The sequence below is a fragment of the Psychrobacter sp. TWP2-1-2 genome (assembly GCF_049896785.1).
Taxonomy (GTDB): domain Bacteria; phylum Pseudomonadota; class Gammaproteobacteria; order Pseudomonadales; family Moraxellaceae; genus Psychrobacter.
In genome coordinates this window covers 1-21,871 of sequence record NZ_JAFCVA010000014.1, presented here as the reverse complement: position 1 = coordinate 21,871, position 21,871 = coordinate 1, and the positions used below count along the sequence as shown (strand labels likewise).

At 44.6% G+C, this 21,871-nt stretch carries 18 protein-coding genes and 1 pseudogene; 15 read left to right on the top strand and 4 right to left on the bottom strand.

Annotation, left to right across the window (positions count from 1 at the left end; all coding sequences use genetic code 11):
- Positions 1-10 precede the first annotated feature (10 nt).
- From nuoG to ACP7AE_RS11765, 9 genes are all read left to right on the top strand, one after another.
- Entirely contained in the window at positions 11-3,091 is a 3,081-nt protein-coding gene (gene nuoG, locus ACP7AE_RS11805) for an NADH-quinone oxidoreductase subunit NuoG (protein ID WP_201539523.1), read from the top strand.
- A 52-nt stretch (positions 3,092-3,143) separates the two neighbouring features.
- Positions 3,144-4,136 carry an NADH-quinone oxidoreductase subunit NuoH gene (gene nuoH / locus ACP7AE_RS11800; protein ID WP_045445151.1) on the top strand — a complete coding sequence of 331 codons (993 nt, stop codon included), beginning with the start codon at positions 3,144-3,146 and terminating at the stop codon, positions 4,134-4,136.
- A gap of 55 nt (positions 4,137-4,191) precedes the next feature.
- Positions 4,192-4,740, top strand: coding sequence for an NADH-quinone oxidoreductase subunit NuoI (gene nuoI, locus ACP7AE_RS11795; protein ID WP_045444743.1), 549 nt, complete (start codon positions 4,192-4,194; stop codon positions 4,738-4,740).
- The gene (nuoJ, locus tag ACP7AE_RS11790) at positions 4,737-5,483 is read left to right on the top strand and encodes an NADH-quinone oxidoreductase subunit J (RefSeq protein ID WP_426243259.1); all 747 of its coding nucleotides are present in this window, start codon (positions 4,737-4,739) and stop codon (positions 5,481-5,483) included. Before nuoI ends, nuoJ begins: the two co-directional genes overlap by 4 nt.
- 98 nt (positions 5,484-5,581) lie before the next feature.
- On the top strand, positions 5,582-5,890 hold the full coding sequence (nuoK, locus tag ACP7AE_RS11785; protein WP_045445153.1) for an NADH-quinone oxidoreductase subunit NuoK: 309 nt from the start codon (positions 5,582-5,584) through the stop codon (positions 5,888-5,890).
- A 4-nt stretch (positions 5,891-5,894) separates the two neighbouring features.
- The gene (gene nuoL / locus ACP7AE_RS11780; protein ID WP_426243257.1) at positions 5,895-7,769 is read left to right on the top strand and encodes an NADH-quinone oxidoreductase subunit L; all 1,875 of its coding nucleotides are present in this window, start codon (positions 5,895-5,897) and stop codon (positions 7,767-7,769) included.
- 1 nt (position 7,770) lies between these two features.
- Positions 7,771-9,396, top strand: a complete 1,626-nt coding sequence (gene nuoM / locus ACP7AE_RS11775; RefSeq protein ID WP_201539525.1) for an NADH-quinone oxidoreductase subunit M — start codon at positions 7,771-7,773, stop codon at positions 9,394-9,396.
- Positions 9,397-9,399: 3 nt separating this feature from the next.
- Positions 9,400-10,878, top strand: a complete 1,479-nt coding sequence (gene nuoN / locus ACP7AE_RS11770; protein WP_426243255.1) for an NADH-quinone oxidoreductase subunit NuoN — start codon at positions 9,400-9,402, stop codon at positions 10,876-10,878.
- A 167-nt stretch (positions 10,879-11,045) separates the two neighbouring features.
- Positions 11,046-11,888: a ferredoxin--NADP reductase gene (locus tag ACP7AE_RS11765; protein WP_426243253.1), complete on the top strand. Its 843-nt coding sequence runs from the start codon at positions 11,046-11,048 to the stop codon at positions 11,886-11,888.
- Positions 11,889-12,026: 138 nt separating this feature from the next.
- On the opposite strand, the gene ACP7AE_RS11760 is transcribed toward ACP7AE_RS11765, so the two are convergent.
- Complete coding sequence (locus ACP7AE_RS11760) at positions 12,027-12,806, bottom strand: hypothetical protein (protein WP_426243251.1); 780 nt, start codon at positions 12,804-12,806, stop codon at positions 12,027-12,029.
- Between the two features lie 532 nt (positions 12,807-13,338).
- Here ACP7AE_RS11760 and ACP7AE_RS11755 point away from each other — a divergent pair.
- Entirely contained in the window at positions 13,339-14,223 is an 885-nt protein-coding gene (locus tag ACP7AE_RS11755; RefSeq protein ID WP_193837034.1) for a TonB family protein, read from the top strand.
- Between the two features lie 165 nt (positions 14,224-14,388).
- Positions 14,389-15,264: a mechanosensitive ion channel family protein gene (locus ACP7AE_RS11750; protein WP_045451667.1), complete on the top strand. Its 876-nt coding sequence runs from the start codon at positions 14,389-14,391 to the stop codon at positions 15,262-15,264.
- Positions 15,265-15,280: 16 nt separating this feature from the next.
- On the opposite strand, the gene ybeY is transcribed toward ACP7AE_RS11750, so the two are convergent.
- Entirely contained in the window at positions 15,281-15,895 is a 615-nt protein-coding gene (gene ybeY, locus ACP7AE_RS11745; protein WP_426243249.1) for an rRNA maturation RNase YbeY, read from the bottom strand.
- A gap of 152 nt (positions 15,896-16,047) precedes the next feature.
- Positions 16,048-17,130 carry a PhoH family protein gene (locus tag ACP7AE_RS11740; RefSeq protein WP_426243297.1) on the bottom strand — a complete coding sequence of 361 codons (1,083 nt, stop codon included), beginning with the start codon at positions 17,128-17,130 and terminating at the stop codon, positions 16,048-16,050.
- A 623-nt stretch (positions 17,131-17,753) separates the two neighbouring features.
- On the opposite strand from ACP7AE_RS11740, the gene ACP7AE_RS11735 reads away from it, so the two are divergent.
- From ACP7AE_RS11735 to ACP7AE_RS11720, 4 genes are all read left to right on the top strand, one after another.
- Positions 17,754-19,061, top strand: a complete 1,308-nt coding sequence (locus ACP7AE_RS11735) for an FAD-dependent monooxygenase (protein ID WP_426243247.1) — start codon at positions 17,754-17,756, stop codon at positions 19,059-19,061.
- 73 nt (positions 19,062-19,134) lie between these two features.
- Positions 19,135-20,403, top strand: a complete 1,269-nt coding sequence (locus ACP7AE_RS11730; RefSeq protein WP_426243245.1) for an FAD-dependent monooxygenase — start codon at positions 19,135-19,137, stop codon at positions 20,401-20,403.
- A gap of 38 nt (positions 20,404-20,441) precedes the next feature.
- Positions 20,442-21,161: an OmpA family protein gene (locus tag ACP7AE_RS11725; protein WP_201539531.1), complete on the top strand. Its 720-nt coding sequence runs from the start codon at positions 20,442-20,444 to the stop codon at positions 21,159-21,161.
- A gap of 12 nt (positions 21,162-21,173) precedes the next feature.
- Positions 21,174-21,791 carry an OmpA family protein gene (locus ACP7AE_RS11720; protein WP_426243243.1) on the top strand — a complete coding sequence of 206 codons (618 nt, stop codon included), beginning with the start codon at positions 21,174-21,176 and terminating at the stop codon, positions 21,789-21,791.
- Here the strand turns inward: ACP7AE_RS11720 and ACP7AE_RS11715 are convergent.
- Positions 21,766-21,871: pseudogene (locus ACP7AE_RS11715) on the bottom strand (IS5/IS1182 family transposase); the annotation flags it as partial. The gene ACP7AE_RS11720 and the pseudogene ACP7AE_RS11715 sit on opposite strands and share 26 nt — an antisense overlap.

Below are 21,871 nucleotides of genomic sequence, written 5' to 3'. Positions count from 1 at the left end.
GGAGAGCGGCATGGCAGTCATACATATTGATGGAACCACTGTCGAAGTAGATAGCGCAGATAACTTGCTACAAGCCTGCTTATCACTCGGCATTGATGTGCCGTATTTTTGTTATCATCCAGCCCTTGGCTCAGTAGGCTCGTGCCGTCAGTGCGCGGTCAAGCAATTCCAAAACAAAGAAGATATGGAAGCAGGTCGCGGCCGTCTTGTGATGTCATGTATGGTCGCTCCGGGCGATGACATGTATATCTCTGTCACTGACGATGAAGCCAAAGCATTCCGCAAGTCGATGGTTGAGTTACTGATGACCAACCATCCACATGACTGTCCAACTTGCGAAGAGGGCGGACATTGCCATTTGCAAGACATGACCTATATGTCAGGTCATAGCCGTCGTCGTTATCGCTTTACCAAACGCACGCATCATAACCAAGAGCTTGGCCCATTCATCGCGCATGAGATGAACCGCTGTATCGCTTGCTATCGCTGTGTCCGTTTTTATAAAGACTACGCAGGCGGCGAAGATTTGGGTGTTTACGGCTCAAACAATCGCGTTTACTTTGGCCGTGATAAAGATGGCCAGTTCGAAAGCGAATTCTCAGGTAACTTAACGGAAGTATGCCCAACGGGTGTCTTTACCGATAAAACGCATTCTGAGCGCTACAACCGTAAATGGGACATGCAGTATGCGCCAAGCATCTGTCATGGTTGCTCAGCAGGTTGTAATATCTCACCGGGTGAGCGTTATGGTGAATTGCGCCGTATTGAAAACCGCTATAATGGTGAAGTAAACCGCTATTTCTTATGTGACCGTGGCCGCTTTGGTTATGGCTATGTCAATCGTGACGATCGCCCAACCCAAGCGCTTGAACGTATCAATGATAAGCATGTCAAAATCAATATTGATTATGCATTAGATGAAACCATCAAGCGTATCAAAGACAAAAAAGTCATCGGTATTGGCTCACCGCGTGCCAGTCTAGAAACCAACTTTGCGCTAAAAAACCTCGTTGGCTTTGATAAGTTTTCAACGGGTCTCAATCATCAGCAGCAAGCACTGGTCAATAAATGCATCGAAGTATTAAGTACTGATGGCATTTATAACCCTAGCATGACTGATATCGAAAGTTATGATGCGGTGTTGGTATTGGGTGAAGATATCACTCAAACTTCGTCACGTGTCGCGTTGTCAGTACGCCAAGCGGCAAAAAACGAAGGCCTGAAAATGGCAGCGGCGCTACAAACGCAGCCGTGGCTTGCCGAGCCTGTTAAACGTATTGCTCAAGATGCGTTAAGCCCAGTTTATGTCATCGACGTGGTACAGACTAAGCTAGAAGACATCAGTAAAGTCAGTGTCGTAGCAACGCCTGAAGACATCACTAAACTTGGCTTTAAAGTGGCTGATGAAATTGCCAATTTCGCTGATGATTTCGCAGAAATCGCAGATCCACAAGCAGCTGAGCAAGATGTCGATACTGCTACTAGTACTAATGCCAGTACTGAGACTGACGGTATGCAAGCATTAGCGAAGCAAATCGCTTATGACTTGATTCAAGCGGATAAGCCACTGGTCATCTCGGGTAGCAGCTTATCGTCTACCGTATTGATCGAAGCAGCGGCGCAGATTACTCAAGCATTGACCCAAAAACGCTCAGCCATTAAAGCGACTGAACAGCAGCAAGTGGACACGTATAATGCTCAAGTCCGTGATGAGCAAGCGCAAATAGAAGATAAAGAGCTATCTGCTAAACCAAACAAACCTGAAACCGGTGTTGATACAGAAACTCAAGACAATGTAGAACGCGCTCCTGCTAAAAAACTTGAGCTGAAAGAAGTAAACAATAAGTATCATGCACAAGCAGGTATCTACTTAACAGTTACCGATGCCAATAGCATGGGTGTTTGCATGCTTGGAGGTCAATCAGTAGAAGAGCTGCTGGCCACTGATTTTGATGTGGTTATCGTTGCTGAAAATCAGCTGACTGATGCCATCGATGCCAATAAATTAACGCAGCTATTATCTGATAAAACCGTCATTGCGCTAGATCATCAGCTACTTGATTGGCACAAAGATGTCGATATTGTATTACCTGCGGCTAGTTTTGCAGAAGCAGACGGTACGTTGATATCGGCTGAAGGTCGTGCACAGCGTTTCTTCCAAGTTTACGACAACGAATACTATCATCCAATGAGCAGTATTAAAGAGGGCTGGCGCTGGTTACATGCCGTGCATAGCAGCATCGAGGGTCGTGATGTTGATTGGACGCAGCTAGATGACGTCATCAATGCATTGATCGCCACGCATCCTAAGCTTGCGGGTATTAAAAATGCTGCTCCTGATGCCGATTACCGTATGACGGGTCTTAAAATTGCTCGTCAGCCGCGTCGCTATTCAGGTCGTACCGCTATGCGTGCACCGATATCTGTGCATGAGCCGATGCAGCCAAAAGATTTAGACACCGGTTTGACTTTCTCAATGGAAGGTTATAGTGGTAAAGAAACGCCAAGCTCAATGATTCCTTTTGCCAATGCGGCAGGCTGGAACTCACCGCAAGCGTGGAACAAGTATCAAGACAAGGTCGGTGGTCATCTAAAAAATGGCGACCCAGGTGTGCGCATGTTCGATCAGCTAGCACGTTTAGAAACACGTCAATATGTTGCACCAGATGCTATGTCTGCGACGACGACCGATATGCAGCAAGGACAAGCCAAACTGGTGCCTATCAATAATATTTATGCCAGCTCTATGATGGCGTCACGTAGCCCAGTGGTTGCGGAGCAACTGCCTGTTGCTGCATGGCGTATCGGGATGGATGATGCTAAGGACTGGAACATCGCTAATGGCGATTACTTAGCGATTGAAGTCGATAAGCAACAAATTACCTTACCAGTACAGATTGTCGGTTATTTAGCAGAAGGCTGTATCGGTTACCCAGTTGGGCAGGTGAGTATTATTCATCCATCAATGCCAGCGTCGGTTCGCAAAGTGGATGCACCAGTGACGATGATGGGTAGCATGGCTAACGATATGATGAACAATAACGATGCTGCGCAAATGAACACAGCACCGACCACCACACAGGAGGTGTAATATGCAAGTTACCCGTATTATCCCTGATGTGCCAAGCTTCTTGGCTGGTAGCATGAGCTTTGATGCTTGGTCCATTTTATTTATGGTCGGGCAATCACTGGTCATCTTCTTGGTCGTGGTTATGGTTGCCGCTATGATGATTGTCTATGAGCGCCGCATGCTAGCACTCTGGCAAGACCGTTACGGTCCAAACCGCGTCGGACCCTTTGGTTCGTTGCAGCTGGTTGCTGATATGCTCAAAATCTTCTTTAAAGAAGATTGGACGCCGAACTTTACCGATAAGTTTATGTTTACCTTGGCACCTGCGGTCGCGATGTTTACCGCATTGGCCTCATTTGCCATTATTCCTATCTCGCCGACGCTTGGCGTGGCTGATTGGGACATTGGTATTCTGTTCTTCTTTGCGATGGCAGGTATTGCCGTCTATGCAGTGATGTTCGGTGGTTGGGCCTCTGCCAATAAATTCTCGCTACTGGGTGGTTTGCGCTCTGCTGCACAAACGATCAGTTATGAAGTCTTCTTGGGCTTATCACTGATGGGCGTAGTCGCATTGACAGGCTCATTTAACTTGCGCGCCATTGTTGAGGCGCAAATCGACGGCTGGTATATCATTCCGCAGTTTTTTGGCTTTTTGACCTTTGTCGTTGCTGGTGTTGCAGTCACCCATAGACATCCATTTGATCAGCCAGAAGCAGAACAAGAGCTGGCTGAAGGCTATCATGTTGAATATTCTGGCATGAAGTTCGGTATGTTCTTTATTGGCGAATATGTCAACGTTGTCCTGATTTCTGCCCTGATGACGTGCTTATTCTTTGGTGGTTGGTTGGCACCTTTTAATTTAGATATTCCATTTATTCCACCAGCTTTTTGGTTCATGATTAAAACGCTGTTCTTTATGACCATGTTTATTTTGGCTCGAGGCTCACTCATGCGTCCGCGTTATGATCAAGTGATGAACTTTGGCTGGAAAGTTTGTCTGCCAGTAACGTTGATTAATCTGTTGGTTACTGCTGCGGTCATTTTGATCTTTTCCCCAACGTTATAGTCATCACTAGCCATCATTGATGAACTAGGGTAAAGCTGATAAGGATAATAATCCCATGTTTACTACCATAAAAAAGACCGTCATTGGACTATTTACCATTGTCCGCAGCATGTGGATGGTCAATAGTCATGCGCTCAGACCGCGTGACACCATCCTTTATCCTGAGGTGCCGGTACCTGTGCCGCCGCGTTTTCGTGGACGTATTGTCCTAACGCGTGACCCTGATGGAGACGAGCGCTGTGTGGCTTGTAACTTGTGTGCGGTGGCATGCCCGGTAGGGTGTATCTCCTTACAAAAAGCGGAACGTGAAGACGGTCGTTGGTATCCAGAGTTTTTTCGAATTAACTTTTCGCGCTGTATTTTTTGTGGCTTGTGTGAAGAGGCGTGTCCAACGACAGCCATTCAAATGACGCCTGACTTTGAGTTGGGTGAATATAAGCGCCAAGACTTGGTCTATGAAAAAGAGCATTTGCTCATTTCAGGGCCGGGTAAATATCCTGATTATAACTATTATCGTGTGACGGGTATGGCGGTAGCGGACAAACCAAAAGGCGCAGCACAAAACGAAGCTGCACCGATTGATCTAAGGAGCTTGCTACCATGATGAATATTTTGAACCATCCTGAACTGGCTGGGTTTTATTCGCTTGCAGCAGTGGCCATATTTGCCAGTCTGCGCGTCGTGACTCAAGCCAATCCAGTGCATGCTATCTTATCGATGATTGTGTCATTACTGGCAATCGCAGGGATATTTTTTGTACTAGGCGCGCCATTTGCTGGTGCGTTAGAGATTGTTGTCTATGCCGGTGCTATTATGGTGCTATTTGTTTTTGTCATCATGATGCTTAATTTAGGCATGAGCAATGATGAGCGTGAAGAGCGCTGGCTTGATGCGGGCACTTGGGCGCTACCGACAGGGTTAACGATTATTATCGCGGTTGTGCTGTATGCGATGATTGGTATGGGTCATGACGAAGCGGCAATGATTGGTGGCTCGACAATATCTGCCAAAGCAGTGGGTACGGTGCTATTTACTAAATATGTGATGTTGATAGAAGTGGCTGCATTGCTACTGTTGGCAGCCTTGGTCGCCGCGTATCATTTGGGTAAAGAGTCTATCGCTGATGAGGTTACTGTTAATGCAAACCACAGTAATGATCGTCAAGCATCTAATGCTAATGTTGCGAGTATCAAACACTACGATAATCACGGCATGCCTATAGATGCTGACGCGGCGAAAATGGCAGAACCTTACGAATATAAAGATGTTGACCCGCATGACTATGTAAGTATGAATGTAGGTACGCAGCTGGGTGTGAATAAAGTCACGCGCAAGGAGTCAGACTAATGGTACTAGCAGCGAGCGTGGCACAAGATGTGTCAAACGTGCCGTTTGCCCACGAGGTAGCGGGCTTAGTACAGCCAGTTGCTGAGGCGCAGAATGTACTGGGCATGATACCCATGAGCCATGGACTGATTTTGGCAGGTATCTTATTTGCCATTGGTCTGTGCGGCGTCATGGTACGACGTAATTTCCTATTTATGCTAATGAGCCTTGAGATCATGATGAATGCAACAGCATTAGCATTTGTGGTGGCAGGCAGTCGTTGGGTCGATCCAGATGGACAGATTATGTTTATCTTTATTTTGACCTTGGCAGCAGCAGAGGCCGCCATTGGTTTGGCAATATTATTGCGGTTTTATCATCAGCGTGGGCATCTCGATGTCGACAGCGCCAATGAGATGAAAGGATGATGTCATGAGTTTATTACCATTAACCTTTATATTCCCGCTCGTTGGCTTTTTGATTTTAGCCTTTATGCGCGACAAGCTAACAGAGCAGGTGGCAGCGATTGTCGGTGTCGGTAGTATGCTGTTATCAGCACTATGCACGTTAATCGTTAGTTATACTTTTTTAACCAATAATCCAGCAGGAACAGTCATAGAGATTCCGCTTTGGACATGGTTCCAAGTCGGAGATTTTGCCCCAAGTTTCGGTCTGAGCTTTGATGGTTTGGCACTGACGATGACGGGTGTCATCACTGGGATTGGCTTTTTAATCCATCTCTTTGCCGCTTGGTATATGAAAGGTGACACTGGCTTTGCCCGTTTCTTTAGCTATATGAACTTGTTCGTTGCCAGTATGCTATTGCTAGTATTAGCAGATAACTTGTTCTTGCTTTATCTTGGCTGGGAAGGCGTGGGTATCTGTTCGTACTTACTGATCGGTTTTTATTACCATGACCGCGCCAATGGTCTTGCAGCGATGAAAGCCTTTACGGTGACGCGCGTAGGTGATGTATTCTTAGCCTTCGGTCTGTTTTTATTATTCCGTGAATTTGGTACGCTTAATATTCAAGAGATTATTATCCGTGCACCAGAAGTGTTTGATATCAACAATCCAACGATGATGTTGACAACCATGATGTTAGTTGGCGGCGCGATGGGTAAATCAGCCCAACTGCCATTACATACATGGCTGGCTGATGCGATGGCAGGTCCGACGCCAGTATCAGCGCTTATTCACGCGGCAACGATGGTCACGGCAGGTGTTTATTTAATCGCTCGCTTACATCCATTGTTTGAGCTGACGCCTGGTATTTTATTATATTGGGTCGGCGGCGTAGGGGCATTGACGTTGGTCGTTGCTGGATTCTGTGCACTGGCACAAACCGACATCAAACGTATTCTTGCTTACTCAACCATGAGCCAAATTGGCTATATGTTCTTAGCACTCGGCGTTGGCGCGTGGCAAGGCGCAATTTTCCATTTGATGACCCATGCTTTCTTTAAAGCATTGTTATTCTTATCATCAGGTGCAGTCATTCTTGCGGTACACCATGAGCAAAACATCTTTAAGATGGGCGGTCTACGTAAAAAGATACCGTTGGTATTTTGGTGCTATATCGTTGGTGGCGGTGCACTTGCGGCAATACCTTGGGTCACCGTTGGCTTTTATTCTAAAGAAGCGATTCTTTGGGAAAGTTATGCAACCGGTCATATGGTCTTATTTTATATGGGTGTATTCGGTGCTTTCTTAACCGCGCTTTATACCTTCCGTATGATTTGGATTATCTTCTTTGGTGAAGAGAAAACGCACGCGCATAAGTTATCTGGTGTGTCGTATTGGCTGCCACTTAGTGTGTTGCTCGTATTATCAACGGCAGTGGGCGCATTTATTACCCCGCCATTACAAGGCGTATTGCCAGAGAGCGTTGGGCATTTATTGGAAGTCGCTGGTCAAGCGCATGGTAAGCATACGGCTGAGTTTATCGCCATGGGTGCGATGCTGGCTGGTCTAATAATAGCGGCGCTATTATATGTGGTGGATAAAGGTCGCATGCTCACCCGCTTTAAGCGCTCACGTGTTGGTGGGGCGCTATATCACTGGTGTTATCATGGTCTAGGTTTTGATGCGCTATACGATGTAATTTTTGTAAAACCCTTTTTGTTCATCGGCCGCTTATTTAAAGCCGACCCTATCGATAAAGCGTGGCTCGTCTTGCCTAAGCTGGCATCTGCTGGTAATAAGGTATTGTCTGCGACGCAAACTGGGTCACTTCGAGGTTACGCTGCAAGCTTTGGCTTGGGCATGGCTGTATTACTAGTGCTGGTAATGATGACGGTGGTATAAGATGATTGAGTTACAACAAACGTGGATGCTACCAGCATTAATTGCAATTCCCTTTATTGCCGGGTTGTTATGTTGGTTGGTCGAGCGCTTTAATAAACGTCTGCCGCGCTGGATTGCTCTAATCGGTATGACGTTGACCTTTGTATTATCGCTAGTGATGTGGCAATACGGCGACTTTAGTGGCATGAGTAAGCAAGTCATTGCGCCAGACGCTGCTGTGCCTTGGGTCGCTGAATTTAGTGTGCCTTGGATACCGAGCTTTGGTATTAGCTTCCATTTAGCGATGGATGGCTTGTCACTGATGATGGTGGCGTTGACAGGATTGCTCGGTATTGCTGCAGTGGCTTGTTCGTGGAATGAGATTCAGCGTCGAGTCGGCTTTTTTCATCTCAACCTTTTGTGGAGCTTGGGCGGCGTCATTGGTGTTTTCTTAGCCATTGATCTGTTCTTGTTCTTCTTCTTTTGGGAGATGATGCTGGTTCCTATCTACTTCTTGATCGCTATTTGGGGTCATGATGTGGTTGGCAAAACCAAGGAATACGCAGCGACTAAGTTCTTTATTTATACCCAAGCGTCTGGGCTTATTATGCTGGTCGGTATTTTGATATTGGTCATTATCAGCTACGCTCAAAAAGGGGTGGTCAGCTTTAATTATAATGATTTGCTCGGTACGTCACTTGGCGGCTGGGAATATCCGATCATGCTGTGCTTCTTTATTGGCTTTGCCGTTAAGCTGCCGATTATTCCGTTCCATGGCTGGTTGCCAGATGCGCACGCACAAGCCCCAACGGCAGGTTCAGTGGATTTGGCAGGGGTGCTAATTAAAACCGCCGCATATGGTTTGATTCGTTTTGTGTTGCCGTTATTCCCAGCAGCATCACAAGATTTTGCGCCGATTGCCATGACCTTGGGTACGATTGGTATCTTTTATGGCGCATGGCTCGCCTTTATGCAGACCGATATGAAGCGTCTACTGGCTTATACCAGTATCTCGCATATGGGCTTTGTGGTATTGGCAATTTATGCTGGAACCTTACTCAGCTTGCAAGGTCTGATGATTCAGATGTTAGCGCACGGCTTAAGCTCAGCAGCGCTATTCATCATGGCAGGGCAGTTATATGAGCGTCTACATACGCGTGATTTGACCTTGATGGGTGGTATGTGGGGTCAGTTCCGTTACTACGCACCGATACTGATGTTCTTCTGTGCGGCATTGCTCGGTATTCCGGGGACAGGTAATTTCATTGGCGAGTTCATGATTTTATTTGGTGCTTTTGCTCAGTATCCAGTATTTGTGGTCTTTGCAACATTCAGTCTGGTACTAGCAGGGCTATACTCGCTTATTTTGATTCACCGTGCATTATTTGGCAAAAATAATATCGAAGCAGTCGCCATGCAAGAAACCAAAGCACATGGTTTGCCTACGCGTCCATTAAAAGATTTGGGCAAGCGTGAGTTGTCATTGTTATTGATGCTCGCTGCAGGCTTGGTATGGCTTGGTCTATATCCACAGCCGTTCCTTGATACCTCAAGTCATGCGATGCAGTGGATCAATAACGCTTATATATACAGTCAAGTCACACAAGTAGATGCGTCGCAACTGCTTGATGCAATGGAGGCACGTTAAGTCATGAATGATATTACGATGAATGATTTGATGGGATTGTTGCCTTATGCGCCAATCATTGCCGTCGTTATTACGGTATTGGTGGTCATGATTGCCATCGCAATTAAACGCTCACATATGGTGACTGGTACGATAACGGTCGTCGGCTTAAATATTGGTCTGTTTACCCTCATTGGGCAAATGACAGGTATGGTGAATAGCGGTACTCTCGTACCAAATGCTGAGCAGTTATTCGTTATTGATAACTTTGCTCAGTTTAATATGGTGATTATTTTTATCTGTGCATTGGCTTGTTGTACGTTATCTTATGCGTATTTGGCCAATCTCAAGGATAATAAAGAAGAGCTATATTTGCTCATGTTGCTATCGACGATTGGTGCTTTGCTGATGGTCAGTGCTCAGCATTTAGCATCATTCTTTATGAGCTTAGAGATGCTGTCTATACCGCTATACGGTATGCTGTCATATACCTATATGCGCAACTGCTCACTAGAGTCAGGGCTGAAGTACTTGGTGCTGTCAGCGACGGCATCAGCGACATTGCTCATGGGTATGGCATTTATCTATGCCGAAGTAGGCTCGCTCGCCTTTAAGCCAATCAGTATGGTATTGGGTGATGTTTTTGAGTCGCCACTTCTGATACTTGGTGCGGCGATGATGATGTTTGGTATCGCCTTTAAACTCTCTGCTGCGCCGTTTCATATGTGGACACCAGATGTATACGAAGGTGCTCCAGCACCAATCGCTACCTTTTTAGCATCGGTATCAAAAGTAGCTATGATGGGCTTGGCGGTTCGTTTCTTAATCGATACGTCTTTATTGGCCTTGCCATCGGTGCAAATGCTGTTAATGGTCATGGCAACTTTATCTATCTTAGTCGGTAACTTATTAGCAGTACGTCAAACCAGCCTCAAACGCCTATTGGGTTATTCATCCATTGCCCATATGGGTTATGTGTTGATTGTCATCGTCAGTATCGGCGCGGCAGCGGATAGTATCTCTAGTATGTATATGGCGGTTTATGCATTAACCTCTATCGGTGCCTTTGGCGTTGTAACCTTGATGTCGAGCCCTTATCGTTTATCTGGTGAGGCTGATGAGCTGACCCATTATCAAGGGCTGTTTTGGCGTCGTCCCGTATTGACTGCGGTTATGACTATTATGATGTTGTCATTGGCGGGTATTCCGTTGACGGCTGGCTTTATTACCAAGCTATTTGCGATATTGGCAGCGGTACAAGGAACCAATTGGTTCTTGGCAGCGATGATTATCTTGGGTAGTGCGATCGGCTTATTCTATTACTTGCGCGTGATGCTCACCCTCTTTAAACGTCCGAAACAGTTCATTGAGTTTGACGTTTCTAGCCAATGGGCGATGCGTACTGGCGGGATTATGGTTATTGCGGTGACCGCGATGATTATCTTCTTTGGTATCTTGCCAAACAGCATGATTGAATGGGCAAGTCTGGCACGTATTTGGTAAATAGCAAAAGGGTAAGTAGGGGTATGCTGATACCGCTGCTTATCTGTTATTACGGTCAGAAACCCAAGATGCGCCAGCTTTGTGATAAGCTTGGCGCATCTTTTATTTTGTGTCGTTTAAAGTCTTGATAAAAATAATGATTACTAAAAAGTGAGTCGATAATTCTTATGAGTGATAATATTCAGACAGTAACTGTGCTTAGTAAGACCACGTGGACGCCAAACCTATTTAGCTTCACTGTCAGCCGTCCTGATAGCTTTAAGTTTACTGCGGGTCAATTTGTGCGTTTGGGCGTCAATCCCAGTCAATTAAAATATTATAAACAGCAGCGTGCAGCAGGTAATGCCGTTGCTAATGAAGAACAGAATGAGAAACTAAACGAAGACATCTTTCGGGCTTATTCCATCGTCTCTTCACCTTTTGATGAAGTATTAGAATTCTTTTCTATCGTTATTCCGGATGGTGCATTTACGTCGCAGTTGCAGCATTTAGAAGTGGGCGATGAGCTGCTGCTTAATACCATGCCGTTTGGTTTTTTAACCTTGGCACGTTATCAAAAGCCTTTACCAAAAGATTTATGGCTGCTCGCGACTGGAACGGGCTTGGCACCATTTTTATCAATGTTACAAGATTTGCAGACGTGGGAAGATTACGAGCACATCATCTTGGCTTATAGTGCGCGCTCGATAGAAGAGCTTGCCTATATCGACAAGATTGAAAGCTTGCAAGAAGACTTTGGTTCTTTGGTCGATCATCCAGCAAAACTAATCTTTATTCCCATCGTTACCCGTGAACCTGTCGAAGGCGCCCTGACAGAGCGTCTGCCCAAGTTGCTGCTAGATGGTACGCTACAAGCGCGAGCAGGGATTGCCTTAGATGTTGATAGTACGCACGTCATGTTATGTGGCAATCCAGACATGGTGGAAGACACCAAAGAAGCGCTCAAGACCTTAGGTTTGGTGATGAATCGTCGCGGCGAGGGCAATATTGCTGTAGAAAATTACTGGTAGTTGCATGATTGATGACGGCACGCTTTAGAAGCCATTGAAAATTTGCTTGATAAAAAAGCGCTGACGCTAAAAGACAATAGTCTCTAAGTGTCAGCGCTTTTTTGCTAAGTAAAAAACGTCATTTGTATACTGAGGGATTTATACCTGACTCGGTTCGGTCGCATCATCTATGGGGTTAATAGGGCCTTGCATCAGCTCAGGCTCATCATCATTGCCGATAATATCTTCGTTACTACTGGCAGCCAACAAATCACGATAATTGATTTGAGTTTTCAAAATCATTTGCTCTTCTTCAAGCTCGCCATAGTTAACTTGAACTTTATGCAAAGTGCTCATGATTTTTTTGTTCTTTTTTAACCAGCGATTGATATCAAGGTAGATAACCTCGTCTTTTGCACGGGCGATATTGATATAAGAGAGAATAAAGCCTAATGGGTCTTTTTTCAGAATAGTGTGATAAAACCAAATAAACAGTTTGATACCTTGGCGCTTAATAAACGACTCACAACGTAGATTTAGCACATCAGTATAAGTCTGTTGACCAAAGACAAATCGCTGGACGTTACGATCGAGCTGTACATGAATCAAACTAAAATTACTCGCCACCTCTGCATAAATGCCACCAGCATCGACTGTACAGTATAAGCGGAACCAGTCATCATGCATCTCAACACGTAACTCTAAGATGGCTTTTACATTATCAGTGACGAACTTCTGCAGCGCATCATTGACATAAATCTGTGCCACTGGCAGCGACAACTCATCTTCGAATTTATCAGTCGTTCTATGATATATCTGTTTGATTGATTGGGTAAGGCGCTCCCAACCATCGCTAAATGATTCGTCGAAACGATAGCCCATATTTTCAAAAAATTCATCAAAATTGTCTGAATTATCCCTGTTATCAAAATCACTCAAACTTATTATCCTTATAATTATAGGGGAGGTAGCTGACTCAATGGCATAAAGAGCGACTGATTAAAAAATGACAGACAGACTGACTGTTCTTTAATGAAAGCTGGCGAGTGGTCATTACATGCGTTTTTGCTTAACCAGCAATAATCTGCCCTGTCTATTTACGCCTGTTTAACCCGCCCTAATGACACAAAAATTATAAAACAGTATATAACAAATATGATGGCTTCAAAATGGACACATGGGTTTTGTCGCAAATCATTTAATTGGCAATGCTTATATGTTCAAAATACGGTCTAGCGATGACATAGCCGCATTGGTTTTATATCATTTTTGCTGGTTCAACTCGTCAATAAATTGACCAAAGGAGATAAATCATGTGTGAGTGGATTAAAATGAGTCGGCAACGGTTGTGCTAGCGACAGAATTCTATGTCATGTTATGATAGCGCCAGCATAAATCCTGCTCATTATCATAACGCTTATTACTTGCTGTCTTGTATTTATAAGCTCATATTCATAAGCTGAGACCCATTGTGGCCTATATCAAAGATTCACAAAGCTATCATTTTTCCGCGCAAGCACCTAAGCGGGATGTTAGTTTACCGGTGGCCATCGTTATCGCTGTGGCCGTACACGCCATTATTATTTTTGGTATAGGCTTTTCGATGGGCAAAGATCCTGCAGCAATGATGCAAGATGTAGCAAAAGCGCTAACCGACAATATGCAGCCAAATGAAGACGCCCACTTTATTGCTAATGCTTCCCAAGAAGGTGGCGGCACAGTGGAGGAGCAATTAAGACAAGAGAACGACCAAATCAGTCCATTGTCTGCTGAGCAAATAAGTGAGACGCAAGATGTGATTAGCCTGCAGCGTCAAGTACGCCAGCAGCATTATCAAGAAAGCTATCTGCGTACCACCTTAAGCTGGCGTCAAGCGAGCGTGGAGTCTGATAATGATAGCAAGCAAGCACAAGATGATATGATGGCGCAAGAAGAGCGTCTGCGTAAACAAATTGCTACTTTAGAGACACAGCTGTCTCAACGTCAGCAAGTTTATGCAACCAAATCAAAAGTCGTGACGGTCGATAGCAATTCGACCACGCTCGGTGCTGCAGATTATATTAATACCTTCCGTGAGCATATCGAACGCATTGGGAATTTGCATTATCCCATGCAGGCGCGGGCGCAAAAAATCAATGGCGAAGTTCGCCTGATGGTTATTATCAGTAGTGATGGTAATGTTAAAGCCATACGTCTGCTTGAAAGCTCCAACTCCACATTATTAGATGAAGCAGCAAAGCAATCGGTACGCCAAGCAGCGCCCTTTGGTAAATTCACCAAAGACATGGGCGATATCGTCGAATTGCGTCTGATACGCACTTTTCTTTATAGTGATAAAGTCACTGTCACTTATTAGAGCATGTTGAATATTCGCAATCAGCAGTGCCTATTTGTGAATATCAAACACGCCCTAAGCGAATTCAATATATAGATGATGAGCGTTAGCTACGCTGCAAACAGATAAGATACCAATATTTATAACAAACGAATACCACACACCGCTATAAAATAAAGAGTCAGTATGGAATTTTTAGGTTTTACAATAGATGTTGCCAACTTAACCAGTAACGCATTAAGCTTGGTCATTAAAGTTGCGCTAGCGATATTAATATTCGTCGTAGGTCGCTGGCTTGCCAAAAAGGCAGTCACCGTTGCTCACAAAATGATGTTGCGTAGTCGCTTAGATGATACCGTTGCGAACTTTTTAGGTCGCTTAATCTATGGGGTGCTACTGGTCGTGGTTGCGTTAGCTGCTTTGAGTAAGGTTGGCGTACAGACCACCTCAGTCGTCGCTATATTGGGCGGTGCTGCAGTAGCCATTGGTCTGTCACTAAAAGATCAGTTGTCTAACTTTGCCGCTGGCATCATGATTGTGACGTTTCGCCCCTTTGTGCGCGGCGATTATGTGCAAATCAGCAGCTACACAGGAACCGTAACAGAAATCACTTTGGTAAATACCCACCTGACGACGATAAACAATCACGATATCATTATCCCAAATAGTGATATTACGACTTCAGCTGTGACGAACTATACGGCGCTACCCAACCGCCGTGTCGATATCACGGTTGGTATTGGCTATGATGCCGATATCAAAACTGCCAAAAACGTGATGCTGAATTTGGCAAAAAATAATCCGTTGGCCTTTACTGACCCTGAACCTATCGTACGTGTCACCAATTTGGGTGATAACTCAGTAGACTTGACGCTCAATATTTGGACAACCAATGCTGACTGGTGGACCATGCAGTGTGATTTGCTGGAGCAATTCAAATACGCCTTGGATGATGAAAAAATCGACATTCCATTCCCGCAGCGTAATGTCCATGTCAAAGGACTGGATCAGATGATTAATCAGATGAGTCAAGCACAAAAGCTACCGATGACCAAAGATTAGTCGCTAAAAATTCGAACTAAGTATAAGGGTTTGGAAGGCTGAGACCTGCTAAAATCTCAATTTCAAACCGTTCCATCTCATCTTGCTCGGCTTGTCCAAGCTCATGATCAAAACCCAATAAGTGCAGCACACCATGTATCAGTAAATGGCTAATGTGCTGTGCGGTTGTCTTTTCTTGTTCTGCGGCTTCACGTACTATGACGCCATGACAGATGACCAGCTCACCGAGGGGTAGCGTTGGCATCAGCTCAATAATTGCGGCTGGCAGATCACTTGGATAAGATAAAATATTGGTCGCATAATCCTTACCGCGTGCTTCCAAATTTAATGCCTGACCCTCGATCTCATCGGTAATGTATATGTCTAATACTTTAGATTTCTCTTGCCATAGCTCAGGGTCGATATCTACAAAATAGGGTAACGTTAGACCTTCTTTAATGCGCCCATCGATATAATCCAACGCTGCCATCATCACAGACTGTAAGTGCTTACGATCATAAAAAGTGTCTAGTATGTCATCATCAATACTATTGGTGGCACTGATATCAAGTGCTGCCAAACTGGCATCATCGCCAGCACGCTCATTTGCATCATGGTTGTCAAAACTGTTGTTACCCTTCTCTTGGCTCATGCCATTATCCTTTTACTTTATTGTAAGATGGTGTGCTTTATTATCTGATATAACCTATGACTAAAGCTAAAAAATGCTAGTCGTAAAAAGCCGGATTACTGACAGTAATCCGGCTTTGCATTTTTATAACATTAAGTAGCAGGCTAGACCGTTTATAGCTTGGCTGCAGCATTAGCGATAACTTGTTTACGCTCTTGCTCTTTTCTGCGCTCAAACTTACGCTTTTCTTCTAACGCTACTTGTTCTTCATCATAAACATCGTAGGCTTCTACAATTTTCTGTACCAATTGATGACGTACCACATCTTTTGAATCAAACTTGGTGATATGAATTTCTTCAATACCACTTAAGATTTCCATTGCTTGCGCTAAGCCTGACTTATGACCACGTGGTAAATCGACCTGTGTAATATCACCTGTAATTACTGCTCGTGAACCGAAACCCAAACGGGTCAAAAACATCTTCATTTGCTCAGGCGTGGTATTTTGCGCTTCATCTAAGATGACAAACGAGTTGTTTAACGTACGACCGCGCATATAGGCAAGGGGTGCGATTTCGATGACTTGTTTTTCAATCAGCTTGCCCACTTTTTCAACGCCGATCATCTCATATAGCGCATCATATAATGGACGCAAGTAGGGATCGATTTTTTGCGTCAAGTCACCTGGCAGAAAGCCCAGTTTTTCACCAGCTTCTACCGCCGGACGCACCAATAAAATCCGCTCAATCTCATTACGCTCAAGCATATCCACGGCGCAAGCCACGGCTAAATAGGTCTTACCCGTACCAGCAGGACCAATACCAAATGACACATCAGACGATAAAATATCTTTAACATAGCGCTGCTGATTGCCACCGCGCGGTACAATCTTACCATTCCGAGTACGCAGACTAGTAGGCGTAAAGTCGCTGGCTGGGCTTAAGTTATCTTCGTTATCTGCCAATGGCTCATCGCCTTCTATATCCTCATCGCGTGCGATGCTTGATTGGATAATAAGATGTAGCTCCTCTGCGCTAATGTCCTTGGTATTCTGTGCCTCATCTACCAGTTTATAAATAATACGTTCACCGCGCTCGACATTCGATATGTCGCCACTCAAACAGAAGTCACCTTGACGCTGCATGATTTTGATATCGAGGCGTTGTTGGATGTATTTCATGTGGTTGTTGTATTCACCAAGCACGGTTTTGAGCTGTGATGGTGTCAATGATTCAAACTTTATACGGCGGCTCATGGAATCAGTCAAGCGATTATCCTTTTATTATGTACCCCAATGCTATGATTTGGTTTTGATGGCATTGCGGGTTTAAGAGATAAAATGGTCGGTCGTTATGGTCTTGGCTTTACGTTATAGAGATAGAAATGACGGTAGAATTATTATTCGTTTTAGGAGTGATGATAAGTAACGGTCTTGTCTTTATTATGGTCGATAGATTTTAAATTTCAAGCCATAGGTCGAACAGATGACACTGTTTTTGTACGACGATTGCAACCGCTTTTCGACTTTGATATTTTTATGTCCATTTTTGAGCGGGTTATGACATTGCAAATAACGTTTAGAGCGTTATTAAATCAAGCGTTTCAGGTATACGTTTTGGCTACTGTTAAGGCGACAGAGTTGGAGGCGATTTGTGGTAATCTATGGGTGATGTCATAGTGATTTATCGCTGAGTTTAAAATATGAATAAAATGATGAAAGCTGACGAAGGTTAGGGTGTATTACGCATTCGACTAAGGCTATGCCGATGTGTGAATGTTCAATACGCCCTAAAAAATTGAGATAATTCTAGCGATTATTCATCGCTTATAGTGCGTGCGCCCAACAGCGTAAAATAGACATGAAAATTAGGAATAATAATGCAAAATACTGATGTAAATTTATCGAATGCTAAAAAAAAGTTTGAACATAAAAAGGCAGCTACTGAGCAGCAAGTCCTCATCGCTGGTGGTGGTCATGTGGGATTGTCATTTGCACTGTTGCTAGCGCATCATGGTATTGCTAGCACGTTATTAGAAAAAAATAGCTATCCAACCATCAGTCCAAATGATGACAGCAATCGCAGTCATTATTTAGACAGCCGCAATACAGCACTGTCACGTCGTACGGTACAGATTTATCAAGAAACTGGGTTATGGGGTGAGTTGCAAAGTCATGCTTGTCGTATCGATGCGGTGCAGATTAGTGAGCAAGGCAGCTTTGGGCGTGCACAATTAAATAAAGCTGAAGAGCAGGTCGAGTCATTTGGACAAGTGATGGAAAATGCGTGGCTCGGACGTAAGCTTTTATTAGCCGTGCAGCAAGAGCCATTAATCACTTTGATCGATAATGCCAACGTCATCGCCGTTGACCAACAAAGCGATGGGGTGACGCTCAGCTTTAGCTATTACGGTGAAGAAGAGCATGAGCAGCAGTTGCAAGCCAGCGTGTTGGTAGCTTGTGATGGTCGCGATTCGACGGTACGCCAATTATTAAACATTGGCACGACGACATATGATTATCAGCAAACCGCTATCGTCGGTGTGGTAGAAACGGACAAGCCGCACGCGCATGTAGCGATTGAGCGTTTTAGTCCAGCAGGGCCACTGGCGGTGTTGCCACTGACCGATCCAGACGGCGATGGAAATGACGACTATCAGACAGGCTATAGACGCTCGGTGGTTTGGGTTTGTCCAAAAGGTGAAGAGACCAATTATCTAGAGGATGACGCACACTTTTTACAGACCCTACAGCAAGCTTTCGGTGAGCGCGCTGGCACGTTTGTCGCTGCTGGTCGCCGCGGCGCTTATCCACTGACACGCGTGCTGGCAGACAAGCAAGTAGAGGGTCGCTGTGTCATCATGGGCAATGCTGCTCATACCTTGCACCCTGTCGCTGGTCAAGGTTTTAACCTCTGTATGCGCGATGCTCATGTGCTGGCACAAATGATGAGCGCGCAAGTGCTAAAAGGCGAAGACATCGGCGATATGCAACTGTTAAAACGCTATGAAAAAGCACGGCTAAGCGATCAAAAACGCGTCATTCGCTTCTGTGATGCCGTGGTACATGGTTTTACCCATCCTAACCCAGCGATCAAGCTGGCAAGGAATGTGGCGTTGGTTGCCTTTGATAAACTGCCAAATATTAAGCCACTAGTCGCTAACTACGCGATGGGGTTAAAGTCCTAGTTTGCCATATCACGGTATATTAATGGTCTAGACCAATGTTCTATACGATTGCACTTAACTGTAGGAATAACTTATGAAGAATAATCATACGCTGATTATCGGTAGCGGTATTGTTGGGGCAACGCTTGCTTTAACGTTGGCGCAAGCAAAAATGCCCGTGACGTTAATTGATGCTCGCTCTGCACGTGATGACTCAGAATGGCAACAGGTGCTTGGCAAGCGGGATGCGCGCGTTTATGCCTTGAGTCTTGCTAGTATTAACTTACTTAAAGACGTGGGCGCATGGCAAAAGATAGCAGCATCAGAGCGTAAAGCGGACTACTCGCAAATGCAAGTGTGGCAACTAAACGGTATGGGTGAGCTATTGTTTGGTGACAGTGCTGATAATTATCCTAACCGTCATTTACCGAAAATGCTCGGTAGCATGGTCGAGCCTGCTGTCATTGAGCATGCGTTATGGCAACGCCTGTATGAAGATGATGTCAGTGATTATCTAACCATTATCGCGGGGCAAAAAGTCACAAACATGGATTGGCTAGGTGCAAAGCAAGGCTACCGTGTGACGTTAGACAATCATACTGCTATCGATGCGATGCTGCTGGTTGGTGCTGATGGTCGTGGCTCATTTGTACGCCAACAAGCGGCGATTGGGCTAGATACACTCGACTATAATCAAACGGCTATTTGCTGTGCGATTCACACCGAAAAACCGCATCAAGCGACTGCCCGTCAGGCGATGCTGCCCACAGGTACGCTGGCATTATTACCATTAGCGGATATTACTGATGAAGACAAAGCCAACCCAGAGCACTGGCAGTCGATCGTATGGACATTGCAGCGCAATCAAGCATTGGCGTTGATAGAGGAGGACGCGCGCGTCATTGCTGATAAATTGGCTGCTGCCAGTAACTATGAGCTAGGTGCTATCACTCAGATTGAGTCAATCGCTAGCTTTCCACTGACCGCGCAACAAGCGAAAAGCTACGTCGCGGACAACTTAGTCTTGATCGGTGATGCAGCGCATGGCGTCCATCCCTTAGCGGGTCAAGGGTTGAATCTGGGCATGCTCGATGTACAGACTTTAAGCGAGCAATTGGCACATGATTTTGAACGTAGTGGTGGAACCAGTTGGGGCAGCAATCAAACGTTGCGTAGCTACGAGCGTTTGCGTCGTCCGCATAATAGTATAATGATGCATAGCTTTTCCGCGCTTAATTGGCTATTCGCAGGGTCACTTGCACAGATGCGTCCTATTCAACAAATTCGTAATGAAGGTATGTATCGCGTTGGCAAAATTAAGCCATTAATGAGACTGTTTGCTAAGCAGGCGAGTGGGGTTTAAGGTTTGAATCAAGTTATTAACTAAACTAAGGATGGCGTATGAAGACTCAGTCATGGATGGCGATAGCCATCGTAATAGCTAGTTTTATTTTAGCCTCCTGCCAATCTACACCTAAAAATAATACAATAGATAAAAATGTAGACAACACACCTAAAGTATTGATAGAGCCACTTGCAGATACAGACAATGACAGCGTGCCCGATGAACTTGATAACTGTCCTAACACTGCTGAAGGGGTCAAGGTTGATCCCTATGGTTGTCCAGTGGCGGTCAATTTGATTGGGTCACTAGTAATGGATATTCGAGTCTATTTCACCTCAGATAGCCTTACCCTAACCAACGAAGCTTATTTAACTGAAGTACAAAAGGTCGCTGAAAAAACGCGTAACAACCCTAATTTAGTTACCATTTTATCAGGCCATATCTCCAAAGCTGAAACTGAAAACCGTCAATCCACTAACGCCACGCCTAATAATAGGCGCTTAGCGAGTAATCGCGTGAAATTAGTCAAAGATTATTTAGTAGAGCAAGGGATTGTTGCTGATAAAATTTTGGCGTTTGATTGCAGGGATAAAATTCAGCTTGGTGTTAATAATGAAGGTGCTAATATTGAAACTGAAAAGCATGCTGCTGAAATGTCATTGTTGAATCAAAGAGTTTTTGGGGCGGTAATAGAAGCTGATAAAGCATATTCTAGGAATTACCCTGATGAGCAGCATTCTTTGAAGCATTATAAAGAAGTCTGTCAGCAGCTTTAGAAGAAATAATTTATGAATACGCTATTGAGAAGTATGCTTGTTGTTTTAATCAGCGTCTTAACGCTATCCGCATGTCAAACCGCTGACTTGTCTAAGCAAACAAGCCAAACTATTAAGATGCCAAATATAACGGTTAGTTTAGATAGCGACGGCGTGCCTGATGATTTAGATCAATGCCCAAATACGACAGAGAACGTGGTAGTGGACGAAAAAGGTTGTCCTGAGATTACAAGTCTTATTGGTATGCCTCCACTGATGGAGTATCGTGCTTTTTTTACCAAGGACAGCAGTGAGCTATTGCCACAGTATCATGATGAGCTTGATAGAGTAGCAGAACAGATGAATAACTATGATACGGCTACTATAAAAATTGAAGCTCATGTCTCGAAGGATGAGGTCAATAAAGCTTCTACCTCAATGTTGCAATCAAACTCACTGGCTAAGAATAGAGCACTCATTGTTAAAAACTACCTAGTTTTAAATCACAAAATCGAGTCTAGTCGTCTGACTACTCTCGATTGCGGTATTAAAGGTTCTATTGCACCTTCTGATACAGAGGAAGGCAGATCTATGAATCGTAGAGTTTATAGCTTAGGGCGTGTCCCTAATTCAGTTTGCAATGAATCATAGTACAAGCTAGATACAGCATAGACTTATAATTACGAGCCAATTTCTCGTATCTAGTCGCAATACTACGGAAGTGCTTTAGC

What these genes read in the sequence shown, in the direction of transcription:
- ACP7AE_RS11730 (WP_426243245.1), top strand. Translation starts at nt 19,135, where the DNA reads ATGAAGAATAATCATACGCTGATTATCGGTAGCGGTATTGTTGGGGCA.
- nuoG (WP_201539523.1), top strand. Translation starts at nt 11, where the DNA reads ATGGCAGTCATACATATTGATGGAACCACTGTCGAAGTAGATAGCGCA.
- ACP7AE_RS11720 (WP_426243243.1), top strand. Translation starts at nt 21,174, where the DNA reads ATGAATACGCTATTGAGAAGTATGCTTGTTGTTTTAATCAGCGTCTTA.
- ACP7AE_RS11750 (WP_045451667.1), top strand. Translation starts at nt 14,389, where the DNA reads ATGGAATTTTTAGGTTTTACAATAGATGTTGCCAACTTAACCAGTAAC.
- ACP7AE_RS11735 (WP_426243247.1), top strand. Translation starts at nt 17,754, where the DNA reads ATGCAAAATACTGATGTAAATTTATCGAATGCTAAAAAAAAGTTTGAA.
- nuoJ (WP_426243259.1), top strand. Translation starts at nt 4,737, where the DNA reads ATGATGAATATTTTGAACCATCCTGAACTGGCTGGGTTTTATTCGCTT.
- ACP7AE_RS11740 (WP_426243297.1), bottom strand. Translation starts at nt 17,130, where the DNA reads ATGAGCCGCCGTATAAAGTTTGAATCATTGACACCATCACAGCTCAAA.
- nuoH (WP_045445151.1), top strand. Translation starts at nt 3,144, where the DNA reads ATGAGCTTTGATGCTTGGTCCATTTTATTTATGGTCGGGCAATCACTG.
- ybeY (WP_426243249.1), bottom strand. Translation starts at nt 15,895, where the DNA reads ATGAGCCAAGAGAAGGGTAACAACAGTTTTGACAACCATGATGCAAAT.
- nuoI (WP_045444743.1), top strand. Translation starts at nt 4,192, where the DNA reads ATGTTTACTACCATAAAAAAGACCGTCATTGGACTATTTACCATTGTC.
- ACP7AE_RS11725 (WP_201539531.1), top strand. Translation starts at nt 20,442, where the DNA reads ATGAAGACTCAGTCATGGATGGCGATAGCCATCGTAATAGCTAGTTTT.
- nuoM (WP_201539525.1), top strand. Translation starts at nt 7,771, where the DNA reads ATGATTGAGTTACAACAAACGTGGATGCTACCAGCATTAATTGCAATT.
- nuoN (WP_426243255.1), top strand. Translation starts at nt 9,400, where the DNA reads ATGAATGATATTACGATGAATGATTTGATGGGATTGTTGCCTTATGCG.
- ACP7AE_RS11765 (WP_426243253.1), top strand. Translation starts at nt 11,046, where the DNA reads ATGAGTGATAATATTCAGACAGTAACTGTGCTTAGTAAGACCACGTGG.
- nuoL (WP_426243257.1), top strand. Translation starts at nt 5,895, where the DNA reads ATGAGTTTATTACCATTAACCTTTATATTCCCGCTCGTTGGCTTTTTG.